Origin of the sequence: Paraburkholderia sp. EG304 (assembly GCF_046543485.1) — a bacterium.
GTDB classification, from domain to species: Bacteria; Pseudomonadota; Gammaproteobacteria; order Burkholderiales; family Burkholderiaceae; genus Paraburkholderia; species Paraburkholderia youngii.
In genome coordinates, this window is sequence record NZ_JBKGUA010000018.1 from 95,491 (window position 1) to 112,687 (window position 17,197).

Below are 17,197 nucleotides of genomic sequence, written 5' to 3' on the forward strand. Positions count from 1 at the left end.
TGCCCGATGCATACCGGATAAATCGATATCTCAGTCTTGATCGTTGGCACATTTATTTCCCATGCGGGAACTCCACGCCGCACAAGTCTTTGCGCGCTGCGGATGGGCGAGGACGCGAATTGACACATTTATCGTCGCAACGTTGACAGATTCAATGCGGTCTACGGCTCAGACCCGGGCAAGCACTCGTGGTATCTCGTCTACGAGCGCGTCGATTGCGACGCGTACCTTCGAGGGCAGATGTCGCGATTGCGGGCGGATGACGTGAACCTCGGCGCCCTGCACGCTGTTGCTATCCATCACGAGCGACAGCCGGCCGTCGCGCAGATAGGGCGCCATGAGCCAGCATGGTAACCAGGCAAGGCCTGCGCCCGCAGCCGCTGCGTCGGCGATGGCCTGGAGGTCGTCATAACGCAGGCGCGCGGACAGTCGGCACTCCTGCACCTCGCCGTTTGCGCCGAGCACTCGCCAGGGTGTGCTCTGTCCGCCGCTGCCATAAGCGATGCCGACGTGCGAGCCGAGCTCGGCGAGGCCCGACGGCCGCCCGTGTCGATCGAGCCAGGCCGGAGATGCGCAAATGCCCATCCGCTGAACGCCGAGCCGGCGCCCGACAAGGCTTGCATGGTCCGGCAGCGGTCCAATCCGCACGGCGATATCGAAGCCGTCCTCGACCAGATCCGAAACGCGATCGCTGAACGACATCTCGACGTCGAGCAACGGATGACGCTCGACCAGCTTCAGCATCACGGGTGCGACGCACTGCCTGCCGAACAGCACCGGCGCGGTGATGCGTAGCCGCCCGGACGGATCGCGGCGGCCCGCCTCCAGCGTCGCCTCGACCGCGCTAAGTTCGGCCATCACGCGTCTGCACTGCTCATAGTACGCATGTCCTTCGTCGGTTAGGCTCAGATGGCGGGTGGTTCGCTGCAGCAGTCTCACTCCGAGACGCTGCTCGAGCCTCGCGACAATCTTCGCGATCGCCGAGCGCGTGACACCAAGGCGTTCGCCCGCTGCGGCGAAGGTGCCGGCATCCACGACATCCACAAATTCCGCAATGCCTCTTAGCCGATCGTCCATCGTGCGAGCTCCCGATACCGCGGTTCATGTTTCCTGTCAGGCGACGATAAGTCGTCAAAATCTCGTCAATGCGTCCTTTCCCGCAACACTAACATAGGTGCTTCTACCCGATGAGGAGTTGCTATGAACGCATGGAAACTGAAACCCGGCGCCGGTATCTCCGGCCTGAAGCGCAGCGACGCGACCATGCGATCGCCGGGGCCGACCGAGGTCGTTGTCAAGGTTCACGCGGCGTCGCTGAACTATCGGGACCTGATGTTCGCCCGCGGTGACTATCTCGGCATTGGCGATGCGCCGCTGATCCCGCTGTGCGATGGCGCGGGCGAAGTCGTCGAGACCGGCCGCGACGTGAGCCGCTTCAAATCGGGCGATCGCGTGATCAACACGTATTTCCCGCGTTGGATCGACGGCGCTCCGGCACCATGGAAAGTCGACAGTTCGCCAGGCGCCAAAGTCAACGGCGTGCTGGCCGAGCGGTTCGTGGTCGACGAAACGGCTCTTGCGGTGATCCCGGCACACCTGGGTTATGAAGAAGCCTCCACGTTGTCGTGCGTCGGCGTCACCGCATGGAACGCGCTATTCGTGGACGGCGACGCGAAACCCGGTTCCACGGTGGTGCTGCTCGGCACAGGCGGGGTGTCGATCTTCGCGCTGCAGCTGGCGCGCGCGGCGGGTCTGCGCACGATCATCACGTCGTCGAGCGATGAAAAACTGGAACGCGCGCGGAAACTCGGCGCCGATGAGACGATTAACTACCGCGCCAAGCCGGAATGGCAGAACGAGGTTCTCCGGCTGACCGATGGGGTAGGCGCGGATATCGTGCTGGAGGTCGGTGGACGGGACACACTGCCGCGCTCGGTGGCCGCGACGAAAATGGGCGGCCTCGTGTCGATCATCGGTGGTGTGAGCGGCTTTAGTGGACCGGAGCTTGGCCTCCTGCCGGTGATCGGGGGCATCAAGCGGTTGCATGGAATCATGGTGGGCAGCCGCTCGATGCTCGACGAGGTTGTCAGGCTCGTGTCCGCGCATCAAATCCGGCCGGTGGTCGATCACGTCTTTGGCTTTGACGACGCGCCCGCCGCGTATAGGCATCTTGAGTCCGGACAGCACTTCGGTAAAGTGGTGGTCCGGATAGACGCCTGAAACCTGCACTGATGAGGGTTCGGCGATGTCTGGATACGCGGGCATAAGGCCTGGGGATATAGTCGAACCGTGTGGGCGGCAGTGATCGACTCTGAATGACCGGTGTGCGGAGCGCTTCGAAAGGCCCAGTACGACCCCACTTCGGACTTTAGAATTGCTACAAAACGGACGTTCGATCTCCCTATCCTCGTTCCCCGGGACCGGTCACGGAGCCGCCGAGATTGCACGCTGCACGTTGGGATCGAAGTGGTTCCGATACCAATCAATCATTCCCCGCATATGCGACTCAGCCGGTGGCGTATCCCCTGCGCCTATAAGTTCTGCACACGCGGCGGCCACTGCGGTGAGAGTCCGCGCCGTTTCCGGGACGTAAGGTAGATCGAGATTCTTGTCGTGACGCGCACGGATTACTTCGTAGCGAACGTTCTCGGGCAGCGTCCACGCGCTAATCAAGAATTCCTGCACGCTCACTTGTCGCCCGCCTACCTGGACGGAGCGACTGCGATGATCTTCAGAATAGCCGGCCTGTTCCAACCGCTCGCAACTGTCGATAGCTGCGTTTAGAACTTCACGAATCAATTTCCAGTTAGTTTTCATTTCACTCCCTCGCAGCAGCCTCAAACGAATCGACGCTCAACGCGAACCGATGGTCGACAGCACGCGCCTCAAAACTGGCGTCCGGCAAACCTGCAGACGGCCATTCAGTCCCCCCTGCATTGGTAGGCGTTCTGACGGTTAATCGTTGATCGGCGTAGCCGGTTCAAAGACATCCTCGGACACCCACTGCATATCAATGATTGGCATAGGTACCGTCCGCCCGTTGATCTGCGCGTCCGGCAACCGCAGAAGATATCGGGTCCTTGGGGAGGACTGGGTTGCGTCGATGGTCAGTTCGGACGTTACGTTGAGCCACTTGTCGGAGCCCAGTTGCAACGTGTTGGTCACTTTCCTCAATTCGGCTCCATGAAGTAAGCTCGTAGGCGCGATCGTATAGACGGACATTGTGCCCTTTCCCCACGGATATTCATGCGTGACGACCGGGCCGTCAGAAAGAGATGTATTGGAGATTGAGCACTCCCGTTCAGGCGGCGGCTTGCAATAGTTTGTGAATCTCATCGACGCGATGTCGCCGGTCCATATCGTGGCTCCGTCCTGGTCAAGCCAGGCCAAACTGCGTGACGTCCATCTGAACGTCGTTCCGCGCTCCAGCCTCATCGACATATAAACGAGAGGCATGTTTGCGGGGCTTCCCTGTACCAAAAAATCCAGCAGGACACCTGGCTCGGGGCTAAAGCTAAGACGCCTTGGCGACGATGCGTACTCGTGGAGATAATCAGGTCGATCACCGACGCTTACCCGATAGAAAGACTCTCGTACGGTGCGCCCGCATCCGGAAATCAGAACAAAACACAGTAACGCCGTAGTGGCAGCGATTCCGCGAGTAATGCTCATCGTCTTCATGTTCAGGGATCGTAGTGACATGGATTGTCAACGATCCACGCGAGCTTGTCGAACGGCCGAAACTGGCCGGATTAACGCAGTGTCCTCCGCAATTTGCTCGCCGGATGCCGCCACAACCGCTCCCCGATGCCTCATTGATGCAGAATCGGCGCTAAGGCCACAACGACACGACCTGAATACGATGGACGACCCAGAATCGCTTTCCATAGCACTGCCCGACGGCACTAAGGTCTCTGCGCTCCTCCGAGTGCCGGAGGACGCGCGAGCCCTGTATGTCTTCGCGCACGGTGCCGGGGCGGGCATGCAGCACGCCGGCATGTCGACTTTGGCCGACGCGCTTGCGGCGTCCAATGTCGCCACATTGCGCTATCAGTTTCCGTACATGGAGCGGGGCTCCAGGCGGGTGGACTCGCCGGCCGTGGCACATGCTGCCGTGCGGGCAGCCGTCGCAGAGGCCCGCCGGCGGCTGCCAGCCCTGCCGCTCTTCGCCGGCGGCAGGTCATACGGCGGCCGCATGACGTCCCAGGCCCAGGCCATCTCCCCGCTCGACGGTGTGCGTGGCCTCGCTTTCGTCGCATTCCCGCTGCACCCGGCGGGCGCGCCCGGCGTGGAGCGGGCACGGCACCTGGCGGACGTCACGGTGCCCATGCTTTTCCTGCAGGGTACGCGCGACAAGCTGGCCGAGTTTCACCTCCTGAAGTCGGTCGTCGAGACCCTCGGGTCACGCGCCACGCTGCATGTGGTGGACGACGCAGATCATTCGTTACACGTGCGCGCGTCCTCCGGCCGGACCGACGCGGAGGTGGTGCTCGAACTGGCACGGACGATGTCGGCGTGGTTCTTCGCCGAAGGAGAGTTCGTGCCCGTTACCTGAGCAAGCGCAGGAATGCAGGAATGCGTGTAGCAGAGTCGGGACGGCGAGCCGGCGAATTCGCCGTGCTGCACTCGCCCGCTCAATCCCTTCGCTTCGGAACGAATGCCACCCTGCGTTACTCGTGGGAAGGTATAAGGGTCCGGTCGCCCACTGCACTCGATCTCGCATAGCTGCCCTAATCGCCCTGCTTCGCCTCCGCCGTAACGACGCGATCGAGCGCGGCCTCCAGCGTACGCCGGTTCCACGCCGTCTTGCCCTCCGCACGACGCCGCCTGCGCAAGCCCCGTGCGCAGACATAAAACGAGACCGGCGTAAAAATCAACCCAAGTATTGTTGCGACAGTCATGCCACCGAAGACACCTGTGCCAATCGAGTGCCGGCTTTCAGCGCCACCGCCCGTTGAGAACACGAGCGGCACGACACCGACTAGAAATGCCGGTTCACGTACCACAGGTTGCCGACATAAAGTCCGGTACCGAGGCGTGCGAGCACGTCGTCCTCGACGAGGTCGCCGCCGGCCATCGCAAGCGAGGTGGGCAGTTCCTCCGGCAGTGCGCCGTTAGGTTCGAGCCCGCACTCGCGCGCAGAACGCGCGCTCGTTAGCTGGCCAACGCTGCGACCCGCGTCTATCAGTGGCACGCTCTCACGTAGATAGCCGTCGTCGTTGAAACCGGGTGCGATGCCAAGTTCAAGCGATTCCGCCAGCGCCACGCGCGCGTCGAACGCGCACGCGCCGGTGTGGAGCTTGTAGAGTGGACTCATCGAGTTCGCCTGGGCACGCGCCGAAAAGCCATTCGAGGCCATCGATTCCACCAGCTCCGAAAGCGCCGCCGGTGCGAGCCAGGCGCGATAGCCGCCCGGCGTGAGCACGCGCGGCGTACGCAGCAACACGGGCAAGCGCGCCGCCGCCTCGCTCACCTTGCCCGCGAACACGACGTCGTCCCACGCGTCGCCCGCGTAGGTCGTCTTGATCGCGCGCCCGTTTGGCTGATAGAGGGACCAGCTGAAATTGAAATTCTTCACTTCGTACCAGCCGCGGCTACCCGAGGTCGAGGCGAAGCCGCGCAAGACCGTGCCGCCCGCGTAGAAGCCCACGAAATCGAGACCCTGCGCACACTGCGCGACGAGTTCGACGAGCGCTTGCGGCTCCGGGAGCCTGCCGCTGCGGTGCGTGCTGCGCGACCACGCCGTGCTATCGAACAGCACATGCGGATCGTCGGGTGCGTCCAGCAGGCTTTCGCGCAGCGCCGCGAGCGCTTTGTCCACGTCACGCACGTCGGCGTGGGTGTCGCCGCTCAGGTCGAGCGTGAAATACGCCTGACGCGCGCCGTTCACGAGCCGCAGTGTCAAGCGCCCCTGCTCCACCTGACCGCTTTGCCGCACCTTGCCCGCGTTGAAGCGGATGAAATCCGACTGCTCGCCCGCAAACGAACTAAGCACGGTCTCGCCGGGTCGGCGCAGGCGCTCAATCGCGCTGGCGAGCATCATGAAACGCGCGTGCCAGTCGATCGCCTCGACGCCGCGCGGGAAAAGCATCTCGGTCATCACGCGCCTCCGAATACTTCGACGTTCGTAAATACGCAAGCGGGCGACGCATGACCCACACGGATCACCTGCGCGGGTTCACCCTTGCCGCACATTGGTGTGCCGTAGATTTCGCGCGTGGATGCATTGCCAACCGCGGCGAGGCTGCGCCAGAAGCTCGCGGAAACGCCACGATAGTTCGGACGCTTGACGACCTGCGTGAGGTTTCCGTTCTCGATCAGCTGGCCGAATTCGCAGCCGAACTGGAACTTGTTGCGATGATCGTCGATCGACCAGGACGTGTTGGTTTTCATAAGGATGCCATGCTCGATGCCCGCGATCAGCACGTCGAGCGACGATTCACCGGGTTCAATGTTGAGGTTCGCCATGCGGTCGATAGGCGGCCGGTTCCAGTTGGATGCGCGCGAGTTCGCCACGCCAGGCAGTCCCGCCCGCTGCTGTGACAGCGCGCCGCCGAGCGGCCGTTCCAGCACGCCGGCACGAATCAGATATTGGCGGCTGGCGGCGCTGCCGTCGTCGTCGAACGCGTAGGCGGCAGCCTCTTCGCGCACATCCGGGTCGAACGTCACGTTCAGCAATTCCGAGCCGTACTGGTAGTGGCCGAACATCTCCGGCTTCACGAAGCTCCAGCCCGCGAAATTGCGCTCGTCGCCGAGAATGCGGTCGAGTTCGAGTGGATGGCCAATCGATTCGTGAATTTGCAGCATCATCTGGTCGGGCATCAGCAGCAAGTCGCGGCGGCCGCTGGGACAGTTCGGCGCGGCCAGCAGTTGCAGCGCCTCGTCGGCCACGCGCGCACCAGCGCCGTCAAAGCCGTAGCGCGCGAGGATTTCCATGCCGCCCTGCGCGAGCGTCCCATAGTGGCCCGCGAGCGTTCGCTGCTGGGTGTCGCCGTCGCCGTGCGCGACTGCCGAAAGGCTCGGCATGAGAAAGCGCAACTGTTGATCGATGCGCACGCCATCGCTCGTCAAGTAAAGCTGATCGCAGTGCGTCACTTGCATGCCGGCCACGCGCTCGACGATGCGCTCGCCCAGATTTGCAGCCGCGCATTCGTGCGCGAGCCGTTCAAGCCATTCGCGCCGCGACGGCAGAGCGCCCTGTGCATTCGGTGACACATAGCTGCCGCTTTGCGTCGGCCGCGCAATCTCGCGATGGTCGATGAGCGTGTGTGCCGCGCTCGCCTGCGCACGTGCGGCGGCGATGTCGAGCGCGCGTTGCAGGCCGCTTGCCGAAAGATCCGCGGTCGCCGCGTAGCCCGCGCCCGCACCGGCCCACACCGTCACCATCGCGCCGCGCTCGCGTGCGGTGGAAAGCGGCAAGGCCACGTCGTTGCGCACGACGTGCTCGTCCTTGCGTTCGTCCACGAAACGCACCGACCAGAAATCGGCATCGCTGCGCAATGCGCGCGCGGCCGATGTCCAGAGTTCTTCGATCATGCAATGTTCTCCTTGAGCGCGGCGTTCTGCAGAATCGACGCCGCGAGCAACGACTGGGTATAGGGATGCGAAGGTGCGTCGAACACGTCGAGCGTGTCGCCGGTCTCCACGATCCGCCCCGATTTCATGACGACCACGCGGTGCGCCATCGCGCGGATCACGGCCAGATCATGCGTGATGAAAAGGTAGCTGAGCCCATACTTTTTCTGCAAGCGCGTCAACAGGCCGAGCACTTGCTGCTGCACCGATACGTCGAGCGCACTCGTCGGCTCGTCGAGCACGATCAATTCGGGCTCTACGGCAAGCGCGCGCGCAATCGCGATCCGTTGTCTCTGACCGCCCGAGAATTCGTGCGGATAACGCAGCAGCACGTCGGCGGACAAACCGACCTCCTGGAGCAGCTCGACGATACGCGCCCTGCGTTCAGGCGCATCGAGCTGGGGACGATGAATCCGCAACCCCTCGCCGACGATCTGCTCGATCGTCATGCGCGGCGAAAGCGAGCCGAACGGATCCTGGAACACGATCTGCATGCGCGCAGACAGCGCACGCCAGGCCTTGCTGGACGATCGATATTCGCGCAGCGGCTTGCCGGCCACCTTGACGTCGCCGACCGTGGCCCGCTGCAAGCCGAGCACCGTCGAGGCGAGCGTCGACTTGCCGGAGCCGGATTCCCCGACGATGCCGAGCGTCTCGCCGCGGCGCAGCGTGAGATCGACTTCGTGCAGCGCGCGGAACGCCGTCCTGCCGAACAACGAACGCCAGCCTTTGGCGCTCGTTCGATAGTCGACCGCGAGCCCCTCGATTGACAGCACGTTCTGCGCATCATCAGGCACGGTCTCGATTGCGCGACGCGGCTCGCTGTCGAGCAATCGCTTCGTGTAAGGATGTTGCGGATTCGCGAACAGCGCTTCGGTCGTGTTCGTTTCGACGAGCACGCCCTTCTCCATGACAGCAACGCGCTGCGCGAACCGCCGCACAAGATTCAGGTCATGCGTGATCAACAGCACGGCCATGCCGCGCTCCCGCGCCTCCTGCTCCTGCAAGCCGATCAGCAGGTCGACGATCTGCTGGCGCACCGTCACATCGAGCGCCGTGGTCGGCTCGTCGGCCAGCAGCAGCCGCGGGCGGCACGCGAGCGCCATCGCGATCATCGCGCGCTGGCGCTGCCCGCCCGACAGTTGGTGCGGGTAGCTGTCGATGCGGCGTTCGGGTTCGGGAATGCCCGTACGGCGCAGCAACTCGATGCCGCGCTCGCGCGCCGCGTTCGGGCGCAGCCCCTCGTGCAGCCGCAGGCTCTCCGCGATCTGCTGGCCCACCGTATAAAGCGGATTGAGCGCCGTCATCGGCTCCTGGAACACCATCGCGATATCGGCGCCGCGTACGCCGCGCATCTGCTGTTCGCTCTTCGTCAGCACGTCTTCTCCATCGAAGACGATGCGGCCCGTGTGCGTGGCATCGCGCACGAGGCGCAGCACCGACAGCGCGGTCACGCTCTTGCCCGAGCCCGATTCGCCGACGAGCGCAACCCGCTCGCCGCGGCCGATCGCGAGGTTGACGTCGAACACGCATTGCCTGTCGCCGAACGAGACGCAAAAATCTTCGATGCTGAGCAGCGGTTTGCAGTTTTCGCTCATTTCCCACCTCCGAACGCCGAGCCGCGGTTGCGGGTATCGAGCGCGTTGCGCAGCGCGTCGCCCATGACCGTCAGAAGCAGCAGCGTGGCGACGAGCGCGGAGAACACCGATACCGAGATCCACCAGGCGTCCAGATTGTTCTTGCCCTCCTGCAACAGTTCGCCGAGGCTCGGGGTGGGCGGCGGAACGCCGAGGCCGAGAAAGTCGAGGCTCGTCAGTGAGAGAATCGCGGCGCTCATGCGAAACGGCAGGAACGTGATGACCGGTGTCAGGCTGTTCGGCAATATGTGACGCCAGATGATCTGCCAGTTCGAGAGTCCCATCGTGCGCGCGGCCTTCACGTAGTCGAGCGCGCGATTGCGCAGGAATTCCGCGCGCACGTAATCGGACAACAGCAGCCAGCCGAACATCGACAGCAGGATGAACAGCAGCCAAAGCGTCGGCTCGAAGATCGAGGCGAAGATGATGAGCAGATAGAGGTCCGGCATCGACGACCAGATCTCGATCAGGCGCTGGCCGATGAGGTCGGTCCGTCCGCCGTAGAAGCCTTGCAGCGCACCCGTCAACACGCCAAAGAACACGCCTGACAAGGTCAGCGCGATCGCCATCAGCACCGAGACCCGAAAGCCGTAGAGCAGGCGCGCGAGAACGTCGCGCCCGAACTGATCGGTGCCGAGCCAGTTCGCGGCGCTCGGCGGCGCCGGAAACGGCCGCTCGGCGAAATAGTCGATCGTGTCGTAGTAGTTGCGGTTCGGCGCATAGACCGCGAAATTTCCGTTTGCCTCCAGGCGGGAGCGGATATACGGATCCAGATAGTTGGTCTTCGCGGGGAAATCGCCGCCGAACTGCGTCTCCGGATACTCCTTCAGAATCGGGAAGTAGTAGTGCCCGTCGTAGCGCACGACGAGCGGTTTGTCGTTGGCGAGCAGTTCGCCGGCAAGGCTGACGACAAACAGCGCGACGAATACGATCAGACTCCAGTAGCCGAGCTTCTGGCTCTTGAAGCGCAGCCAGGTGCGTCGCCACGGCGAGACCGGCACGGAGGACGCCGCGGCCGCCTTAGCGGTCCACGCGGTCGAATTGGATGCGGGGGTCGACGATGACATAGCAGACATCAGCAATGAGTTTGGTTAGAAGGCCGATCAGGGTGAAGAGAAACAGCGAGCCGAGCACCACCGGGTAGTCGCGGCGAATCACCGAGTCGTACGACAGCTGACCCATGCCGTCGAGCGAGAACAGCGTCTCGATCAGCAGGTTGCCGTTCAGGAACGCGCCGACGAACGCAGCGGGCAGCCCTGTCAACAACGGAATGGCGGCGTTGCGCAGCACGTGCTTCCACAACACGTCGCGCTCGGGCGCACCTTTGGCGCGAGCCGTCAGTACGTATTGCCGGCCGATCTCTTCGAGGAACGTGTTCTTCGTCAGTATCGTCACGATCGCGAAGTTGCCGACCACGGACGCCGTCACGGGCAGCACCATGTGCCAGACATAGTCGAGCACCTTGCCCACGGCGGACAGATCGGCGAAGTCGTCCGATGTGAGTCCGCGCATCGGAAAGAGCTGCCAGAACGTGCCGCCGCCGAACAGCATCAGCAACAACACGCCGAGCACGAATCCGGGAATCGCGTAGCCGACGAGGACGAGTACGCTCGTCACCGCATCGAAGCGCGAGCCGTTGCGCACGGCTTTGGCGATGCCGAGCGGAACGGCCACCGCGTAAGTCAGCATCACGGTCCAGAGCCCGAGCGAAATGGAGACTGGCAACTTGCTGCGGATCACCTCCCACACGCTCTTGTGCTGGAAGTACGACTGGCCGAGATCGAACGTCGCGTAACTCTTTAACATCAACAGGTAACGTGTGTGCGCCGGCTTGTCGAAGCCGAATTGCTTCTTGATCTGCTCGATCTGCTGCGGGTCGAGGCCCTGGTTGCCGTGGTAGCCGCTGCCGCCGCCACCGTCGGCACCGTGGCGCGACTCGCCGTGACGAAGCTGGGTCACCATCTGCTCCACCGGGCCGCCCGGCACGAACTGGGTCACGACGAAAGTCAGCGTGACGACACCGATGATCGTCGGCACCATCAACAGCAGACGTCTGAGAATGTAGGCGAACATGACGCTCCTCAATGCACTGCGGCGGTTGTCTGCGCCTGCGGTTTGCGATACCAGTAGTTGATGACCCAGTCCTCGTACTGATAGGTGATCGGTGTCACCTTCGGGAACCCGATGGTCGACTTGTAGCCGATCCGCGCGTACGGCTCGTAGTACTGCGGCACGAGGTAGTACTCGTTGATCAGCACGCGATCGAGCGCGCGCGTGGCCGTCTCGAGGTCATCGAGCGTGTCGGCCGCGATAGCCGCGTGCACGAGCGTATCCACGGCCTTCGAACGAATGCCCATGTAGTTTTCCGAACCGACCTGCGATGCAGCAGGGCTCGTGAACCGGCGTATCAGCTCCGGCCCCGGGATCGTGACGGGCGGATAGATATACGTCGTCATGTCGTACTCGAAGTTGTCCAGCCGCTTCTGATAAAGCGCACTGTCGAGTTCGCGGAAGTAAGCGTGGATGCCCAGCGTCTGCAGCGCCTGCGTGTAGGGGATGATGATGCGGTCCATGCCCGGCTGGTTATCGATGATCTCGATCGTCATCGGCTTGCCGCTCGCATCACGCAATGCGCCGTCGCGGTAGTGCCAGCCCGCGTCGGCGAGCAGGTCGCGCGCCTGCCGCAGGTTCTGCCGTAGCGAGCCTGGCGGCAGCGTGTTCGGCAGCTTGACCATCGGGCCGAACACTTCGGGAGGCAACGATGCGCGGAACGGCTCGAGCAGCTTCACCTCCTTCTCGCTAGGTATGCCGGTCGCACCGAACGGGCTGTCCTGCCAGAAGCTGTTCGTTCGGCGATACTGCCCGTAGAACATCATCCGGTTCATCCACTCGTAGTCGAATGCGAGTGCAAGCGCATGGCGAACCCGCCGGTCCTGGAATTGGGGCTTGCGCGTGTTGATGATGAAGCCCTGCATTTGCGCGGGGCCGTCTTCGAACTCGCCCCTGTGCAGGAACCCAGACTTGAAGTTCTTGCCGACATATTTGCGCGCCCACTGAGTCGAACTGTATTCGACGCGCACATCCTCGTTGCCGGCCTTGAACGATTCGAGCATCGTGTACTGGTCGACATAGAGCTTGAACGTCACGCGCTCGAAGCGGAACATCCCACGCCGCGCCGGCAGGTTCGCGGCCCAATAGTTCGGGTTGCGGCGATAGGTGATCTGCTTGTCGTTCTTACGCGACTCGATCAGATAGGCGCCGCTCGCGATCGGCGGATCGACGGACAGTTGATCGAATGGCAAGCGCTTGCCATCCTGTTGCATGCCCCACTTCGGCGAAAACACCGGCAGATCACCGGCGATCAACGGATTGGATCTCGAGTTGTCGACGAAGTCGAAGCGCACGGTCAGACGGTCGATCACCGTCGCGCGCTTGATCTGCACGAACTGCGACGAAATCAACGGGGACGCCTGCGCGCTCTTCAGCGTATCGAACGAGTATTTGACGTCCTGTGCAGTGATCGGATCGCCGTTCGAGAAACGCGCCGCCGGATTGATGTGGAACGTCGCGGAGCGTTGGTCGGGCGCGAGCACCACATCGTCCGCGATCAGCGGATATTCGGAAGCCAGCTCGTCCCAGCTGCGTTGCATCAGGGTATCGAACATCAGGTTACGGATATCCGGCGCGGGCATGCCGCGCACGATGAACGGATTCGTCGAATCGTAGCTCTGGTTGTCGTTGTAGTTCTGGAAAGTCAATTCGCCGGTAGTCGGCGCGTCGGGATTCGCGTAGTCGAAATGCGTGAAATCCGCTTGGTATTTCGGTTCGCCGAATTGCGCGATCGCCGGTTTGGCGGCGGCCGGCAATGCGATGGTCGCGCCGGTCGTCGCGACCATCGCGGCGATCAGGGGCGTGACCATCGGCGCAAGCGACGAGAGCCGGCGCAACGAGCGGAACGTCAAAATTTTCATTGTCACTGTGCGTGTGCGCACGCCGGACGAAAGCCGGCGTGACATTGATCGGATCGGAGCACAAGGCCGGGCGCGCGCCCGGCCGGTCGGCCTACTTCGACGCCGTGAGCGTCCACAGCCGGCCAAGGTCGGCTGAGCCGTCCGTGCCTTTGACCGCCCTGAAAGCCTGAATCGCGCGCGGCTTCTGTCCCGCCACGTAGTAGGCGATGCCCAGATGCAGTTGCGCCTGATCGGGATGGTCGAGGCCGCCCTTCGCGATCGCCGACTCCATCATCGCCAGTCCGTCTTTCGCGTGACCAGCGATCACGAGGTTGAACCCCTGGTCGACGGGCGCGACGGGATCCCCGGCATCGCTGCCCGCCTGCGCGCGCTTCGCCGTGAGCGCCTGCAGGCGCTTTTCGCGCTCCGCCTGCGCATCTTTGCCGAGCACGCCCGAGGCGAAGCCCTGATCGATGACCTGTTTCGCTTCGGCCGGCGTACCCGCGACGAGGGAAAGCTGCGTCATCTCCATGTAGTCGTCCACCGAGCCGAACGCACCGTTGGCGCGGCGCAACCGGTACACGTCCACGTCAAGCTTCGGCGAGTAGCCCGGCTTCGCGCGAATCGCCGAGAACAGGTTGTCCCAGTACGCCTGCCTCGGGTGGTAGGCGACCAGCGCTTCAAGTGCGGTGCGATAGGTCGCGTCGTCCTTGCTGCGTTGCGCGCACGTACTCAATAGCTGCAATTGCGACTCATCGGGCGCGTGGTTGCCGCGCACTTGCGCGTCGATCGCCGGCTTCAGCGCACCGATCACGCTCGCGCAGTCGTTTGACAGGTAGTACGACTGCACGAGCAACTCCTTCATCTGCGGATCGCTGCCTCCCGCCTTCTGGTAACGCTGTGCCGTTGCAATCGCGCGCGCATAGTCGTGCTGCTGGAAGTAAATGCCAGCCAGCGTCGCGCTCACGCGTTGTTCGCCGTCGCCCTTCAGTTGCCCGGAGCCGAGCAGCGTCTGATAGGCCTGGGCGGCCGCACCCTCCTCGCCATCCGCCATCAGCGTCGCGCCGCGCATTTCCTCGACCATGTAGATCTCGTACGGCGTCTTGTTCGGCACGGCCGCGGCTTGCGCGATCCTCGCCAGCGCGTCCTTGTACTTGTGCGCCCGATAGAGATCCTGGGCCGCGCTGAGCGGCTTGCCGACGTCGGGACGCAGGGTGTCGGCCGCGGCCGGCAGCGCCGCCGCGGTGAATACCACGCCGACGACGGCCGCCGACAACGCCTGTTTGAGCCGTCGATTGACTATTCTCATCACACCGTCCTTATTGCATGTACTGCTCGTTACCGATGAGCCCAATCTTCGTGGCGCCAACGCGCTGCGCCGACGCCATGACGGCCGCCACATCCTTGTAAGGCGCGAGCTTGTTCGGACGCAGATGAATCTCGGCCTGCACGGGCTCGGCCGCGACGTGCGCAAGCTTCGCCTCGAGCGCCGCCTGGTCCGGCACCAGCGTGCCGTTCCAGGTCGTCGTGCCGTCGAAATCGATGTCGATCTGCACGATTTCAGGCTGCGTGAGCGGCGGCGGCGGATTGCCGACCGGCAGATTCATCTTCACCGCATGCATCTGGATCGGAATCGTGATGATCAGCATGATCAGCAACACCAGCATCACGTCGATGAGCGGCGTGGTGTTGATGTCCACCATCACTTCCGGGTCACCGCCAGCGCCGCCCGAAGGAACGTTCATTCCCATATTCGCCTCCTAGCCGCCGCGCGCAGGCGGCTCCGTGATAAATGACACCTTCGCGATGCCGGCGCGTTCACAGGTCGTGATCACGCGGCCGATGAACTCGTAACGCGTGCTCTGGTCGCCGCGCACGTGCACCTCGGGCTGCGGCTGCATCACCGAAACGACCTTCAGCCGCGAAAGCAACGTCGCACTATCCACGTGCTTCTCGTTCCAGAAGAAGTCGCCGTCGCGATTGACCGCGATCTCGATGCTCGTCGGTGTCGTCTGTAGCGGCTGGATCGTCTCTTTCGGCAGTTGCACCGGCACCGTATGCGTGACGACCGGGATCGTGATCAGGAAGATGATCAGCAACACCAGCATCACGTCGACGAGCGGCGTCGTATTGATGGCGGCGATAACGTCGTCGCTATCTTCGTTTTGCCCCACGCTCATGGCCATGATGGACCTCGCTCAGGCTTCAGACTGCCGGTTACGGGGCGGTCGCGGCGGAACGCACCGCGACAGGACGGGCCGAACGCTTGCTGCCGGCGAGCAGCACGGCATGGAGTTGAGCGCCGAAGGCACGGACGCGCTCCATCACCGACTTGTTGCGGCGAACGAGGAAGTTGTAGCCGAGCACGGCCGGCACCGCGACGCCAAGACCGATAGCCGTCATGATCAGCGCTTCACCGACGGGGCCGGCCACCTTGTCGATTGAGGCCTGACCCGCGATGCCGATCGCGGTCAGCGCGTGATAGATACCCCAGACGGTGCCGAACAGGCCGATGAAAGGGGCCGTCGAGCCGACTGTCGCGAGGAACGCGAGACCGTCTTGCATACGGTTCGACACGTTCGTGATCGCACGCTCCACCGAGACGTCGATCCATGTATTGCGGTCGACGGCTTCGAGCAGTGCCTCATCGTGATGCTGGCCTGCCTCGATCGCCGTCTCTGCGATGAAGCGGAACGGCGATGACTCATCGAGCTGCTGGGTACCTTCGGTGAGCGACGGCGCGCTCCACAATTGCTCGTCGGCATGCTTCGCGCGGCGATTGGCGCGAAACTGCTCGAAGAACTTCGTGACCATGATGTACCAGCTGCCCATCGACATGATGACCAGCAGGAGCAGCACGAAGCGCGCGACGAAGTCGCCGTTCTTCCACAGCGCGCCGAGACCGTAGGGGTTCTCGACGGACTGCGTCGCCGCCGGGGCGGGCGGCGGCGCCGGCTCGTCGGCTGCGGTGGCGGACGCGTTCATCTGCGGTGCTGCTACGGCGGGCGCGGCGGAGGCGGCCACACTTGCTTGAGCATGCGCGAGTTCAGGTGCCACGAGAATATTCACCGCGGCGGCGGCGATCAGGAGGCTGGTTGCCAGGGTGGCGACGGAACGCTTATTCATGTTGAGCTCCAGTTCAATCGTTGAACCTAAGAAATTGGGTTAAACCGTCGGTGCAGGCTGTCGTTGCCTGCACCGCGGGCGCAGCGGGCGCGGATTGCTATGTCTCGAATCAATTCAGGTTGAACGAAAAAGGCACCTGCACGCGTACGGCCTGGCCTTGCGCGATGCAGTTGAACCGCTTGACGGCCTTGTATGCCGCCTCGTCCAGACTGTCGTGATCCGACGACTTGGCCACATGAACGTTGCCAAGATGTCCTTCGGGATCGACGGTGAATTCGATCACCACATCGCCGGTATCGCCGTTCTCCTGCGCTTCCTTCGGATAGGCGATCGAGCTGCGGATCTGATCGGAATTCGGGCAGACGACACCGACTTCGGTGCGCACCGGCGCAGCAGCCTTGACGGGCGGCGCAGGCGGTGCGGGTGGTGCCGTCACGGGCGCCGACTGCACCGGCGTGGCGGTGTGCGCAATCGTTGGCTGCGGCGGCGCTTGAACCGGCACTTCGGGCGGCGGCACAAAGGGCGGCGGTGGCGGCGCAAACTTCGGCGGCGGCAGCTTCACCTCGGGCAGCGGCGGCGGAGGCGGCGGCTTGACCGGCTCGATGATCTTCGTTTCGATGGGATGCTGAATGACTTGTACGACCTTCGTCGCGAGGCCGTTGAGCAGCGCATAGACCAGCACGATGTGCAGGACGATGACGACAGCAATGCCGCCGAAGCGGCGAGCCGGATTTTGCTGCTTGCGCCCGAATGCGCGCGGGCGCCCGGGCCTCGCGACCCCTCCCGCGTTCACGGATGATGTCGGAGTCATACGTGCTTCTACTTTCATACCTTCGATCCTCGCAGCGTGATTCGCCTGTTCCATGTTCGAGGCGCTGTCGCGACTCGAACCGCGGATGAGGCTGTTCA

The 17,197-nt window shown here is 63.3% G+C and carries 16 protein-coding genes and 1 pseudogene; 2 read left to right on the forward strand and 15 right to left on the reverse strand.

The genetic code is table 11. The features are described from left to right. Positions 1-168: 168 nt before the first annotated feature. The gene (locus ACLFKU_RS21910; RefSeq protein WP_410850457.1) at positions 169-1,077 is read right to left on the reverse strand and encodes a LysR substrate-binding domain-containing protein; all 909 of its coding nucleotides are present in this window, start codon (positions 1,075-1,077) and stop codon (positions 169-171) included. 123 nt (positions 1,078-1,200) lie between these two features. Here ACLFKU_RS21910 and ACLFKU_RS21915 point away from each other — a divergent pair, with 123 nt between their 5' ends. Then, a complete protein-coding gene (locus ACLFKU_RS21915; RefSeq protein ID WP_410850458.1) occupies positions 1,201-2,220 on the forward strand; it encodes a zinc-dependent alcohol dehydrogenase family protein in 1,020 nt (339 codons plus the stop codon). 204 nt (positions 2,221-2,424) lie between these two features. Here the strand turns inward: ACLFKU_RS21915 and ACLFKU_RS21920 are convergent, their stop codons facing one another. Further along, positions 2,425-2,817 (reverse strand): hypothetical protein, encoded by a 393-nt coding sequence (locus ACLFKU_RS21920; protein ID WP_368582097.1) that lies wholly within the window; start codon positions 2,815-2,817, stop codon positions 2,425-2,427. Positions 2,818-2,955: 138 nt separating this feature from the next. Continuing rightward, positions 2,956-3,681 (reverse strand): hypothetical protein, encoded by a 726-nt coding sequence (locus ACLFKU_RS21925; protein ID WP_368582099.1) that lies wholly within the window; start codon positions 3,679-3,681, stop codon positions 2,956-2,958. Between the two features lie 181 nt (positions 3,682-3,862). On the opposite strand from ACLFKU_RS21925, the gene ACLFKU_RS21930 reads away from it, so the two are divergent. Continuing rightward, on the forward strand, positions 3,863-4,555 hold the full coding sequence (locus ACLFKU_RS21930; RefSeq protein ID WP_410850459.1) for an alpha/beta family hydrolase: 693 nt from the start codon (positions 3,863-3,865) through the stop codon (positions 4,553-4,555). 175 nt (positions 4,556-4,730) lie between these two features. Here the strand turns inward: ACLFKU_RS21930 and ACLFKU_RS21935 are convergent, their stop codons facing one another. From ACLFKU_RS21935 to ACLFKU_RS21990, 12 genes and pseudogenes are all read right to left on the reverse strand, one after another. Next, positions 4,731-5,006, reverse strand: coding sequence for an efflux RND transporter permease subunit (locus tag ACLFKU_RS21935; RefSeq protein WP_410850460.1), 276 nt, complete (start codon positions 5,004-5,006; stop codon positions 4,731-4,733). After that, positions 4,994-6,100: pseudogene (locus ACLFKU_RS21940) on the reverse strand (metallopeptidase TldD-related protein); the annotation flags it as partial. The pseudogene ACLFKU_RS21940 and the gene ACLFKU_RS21935, both read right to left, overlap by 13 nt. Further along, positions 6,100-7,536, reverse strand: coding sequence for a TldD/PmbA family protein (locus ACLFKU_RS21945; protein ID WP_410850461.1), 1,437 nt, complete (start codon positions 7,534-7,536; stop codon positions 6,100-6,102). The pseudogene ACLFKU_RS21940 and the gene ACLFKU_RS21945, both read right to left, overlap by 1 nt. Further along, positions 7,533-9,173, reverse strand: a complete 1,641-nt coding sequence (locus ACLFKU_RS21950) for an ABC transporter ATP-binding protein (RefSeq protein WP_410850462.1) — start codon at positions 9,171-9,173, stop codon at positions 7,533-7,535. Before ACLFKU_RS21950 ends, ACLFKU_RS21945 begins: the two co-directional genes overlap by 4 nt. Further along, positions 9,170-10,279: an ABC transporter permease gene (locus tag ACLFKU_RS21955; protein ID WP_410850463.1), complete on the reverse strand. Its 1,110-nt coding sequence runs from the start codon at positions 10,277-10,279 to the stop codon at positions 9,170-9,172. The genes ACLFKU_RS21950 and ACLFKU_RS21955 overlap by 4 nt, the downstream gene beginning before the upstream one ends. Then, the gene (locus tag ACLFKU_RS21960; protein ID WP_368582111.1) at positions 10,233-11,285 is read right to left on the reverse strand and encodes a microcin C ABC transporter permease YejB; all 1,053 of its coding nucleotides are present in this window, start codon (positions 11,283-11,285) and stop codon (positions 10,233-10,235) included. Before ACLFKU_RS21960 ends, ACLFKU_RS21955 begins: the two co-directional genes overlap by 47 nt. An 8-nt stretch (positions 11,286-11,293) precedes the next feature. Continuing rightward, positions 11,294-13,132, reverse strand: a complete 1,839-nt coding sequence (locus ACLFKU_RS21965; protein WP_410850502.1) for an extracellular solute-binding protein — start codon at positions 13,130-13,132, stop codon at positions 11,294-11,296. Positions 13,133-13,274: 142 nt separating this feature from the next. Next, positions 13,275-14,471, reverse strand: a complete 1,197-nt coding sequence (locus ACLFKU_RS21970; RefSeq protein ID WP_410850464.1) for a tetratricopeptide repeat protein — start codon at positions 14,469-14,471, stop codon at positions 13,275-13,277. Positions 14,472-14,481: 10 nt separating this feature from the next. Next, complete coding sequence (locus tag ACLFKU_RS21975; RefSeq protein ID WP_368582116.1) at positions 14,482-14,913, reverse strand: ExbD/TolR family protein; 432 nt, start codon at positions 14,911-14,913, stop codon at positions 14,482-14,484. Between the two features lie 9 nt (positions 14,914-14,922). After that, entirely contained in the window at positions 14,923-15,348 is a 426-nt protein-coding gene (locus ACLFKU_RS21980) for an ExbD/TolR family protein (RefSeq protein ID WP_410850465.1), read from the reverse strand. 31 nt (positions 15,349-15,379) lie between these two features. Further along, positions 15,380-16,288 carry a MotA/TolQ/ExbB proton channel family protein gene (locus ACLFKU_RS21985; protein ID WP_368582118.1) on the reverse strand — a complete coding sequence of 303 codons (909 nt, stop codon included), beginning with the start codon at positions 16,286-16,288 and terminating at the stop codon, positions 15,380-15,382. 109 nt (positions 16,289-16,397) lie between these two features. After that, positions 16,398-17,117, reverse strand: coding sequence for an energy transducer TonB (locus ACLFKU_RS21990; protein ID WP_410850466.1), 720 nt, complete (start codon positions 17,115-17,117; stop codon positions 16,398-16,400). Positions 17,118-17,197 lie beyond the last annotated feature (80 nt).

Coding starts and splice junctions, on each gene's coding strand:
- ACLFKU_RS21975 (WP_368582116.1), bottom strand. CDS start 14,913: ATGGGAATGAACGTTCCTTCGGGCGGCGCTGGCGGTGACCCGGAAGTG.
- ACLFKU_RS21950 (WP_410850462.1), bottom strand. CDS start 9,173: ATGAGCGAAAACTGCAAACCGCTGCTCAGCATCGAAGATTTTTGCGTC.
- ACLFKU_RS21960 (WP_368582111.1), bottom strand. CDS start 11,285: ATGTTCGCCTACATTCTCAGACGTCTGCTGTTGATGGTGCCGACGATC.
- ACLFKU_RS21980 (WP_410850465.1), bottom strand. CDS start 15,348: ATGGCCATGAGCGTGGGGCAAAACGAAGATAGCGACGACGTTATCGCC.
- ACLFKU_RS21910 (WP_410850457.1), bottom strand. CDS start 1,077: ATGGACGATCGGCTAAGAGGCATTGCGGAATTTGTGGATGTCGTGGAT.
- ACLFKU_RS21985 (WP_368582118.1), bottom strand. CDS start 16,288: ATGAATAAGCGTTCCGTCGCCACCCTGGCAACCAGCCTCCTGATCGCC.
- ACLFKU_RS21965 (WP_410850502.1), bottom strand. CDS start 13,132: ATGGTCACGCCCCTGATCGCCGCGATGGTCGCGACGACCGGCGCGACC.
- ACLFKU_RS21915 (WP_410850458.1), top strand. CDS start 1,201: ATGAACGCATGGAAACTGAAACCCGGCGCCGGTATCTCCGGCCTGAAG.
- ACLFKU_RS21930 (WP_410850459.1), top strand. CDS start 3,863: ATGGACGACCCAGAATCGCTTTCCATAGCACTGCCCGACGGCACTAAG.
- ACLFKU_RS21945 (WP_410850461.1), bottom strand. CDS start 7,536: ATGATCGAAGAACTCTGGACATCGGCCGCGCGCGCATTGCGCAGCGAT.
- ACLFKU_RS21955 (WP_410850463.1), bottom strand. CDS start 10,279: ATGTCATCGTCGACCCCCGCATCCAATTCGACCGCGTGGACCGCTAAG.
- ACLFKU_RS21990 (WP_410850466.1), bottom strand. CDS start 17,117: ATGAAAGTAGAAGCACGTATGACTCCGACATCATCCGTGAACGCGGGA.
- ACLFKU_RS21925 (WP_368582099.1), bottom strand. CDS start 3,681: ATGAAGACGATGAGCATTACTCGCGGAATCGCTGCCACTACGGCGTTA.
- ACLFKU_RS21920 (WP_368582097.1), bottom strand. CDS start 2,817: ATGAAAACTAACTGGAAATTGATTCGTGAAGTTCTAAACGCAGCTATC.
- ACLFKU_RS21970 (WP_410850464.1), bottom strand. CDS start 14,471: ATGAGAATAGTCAATCGACGGCTCAAACAGGCGTTGTCGGCGGCCGTC.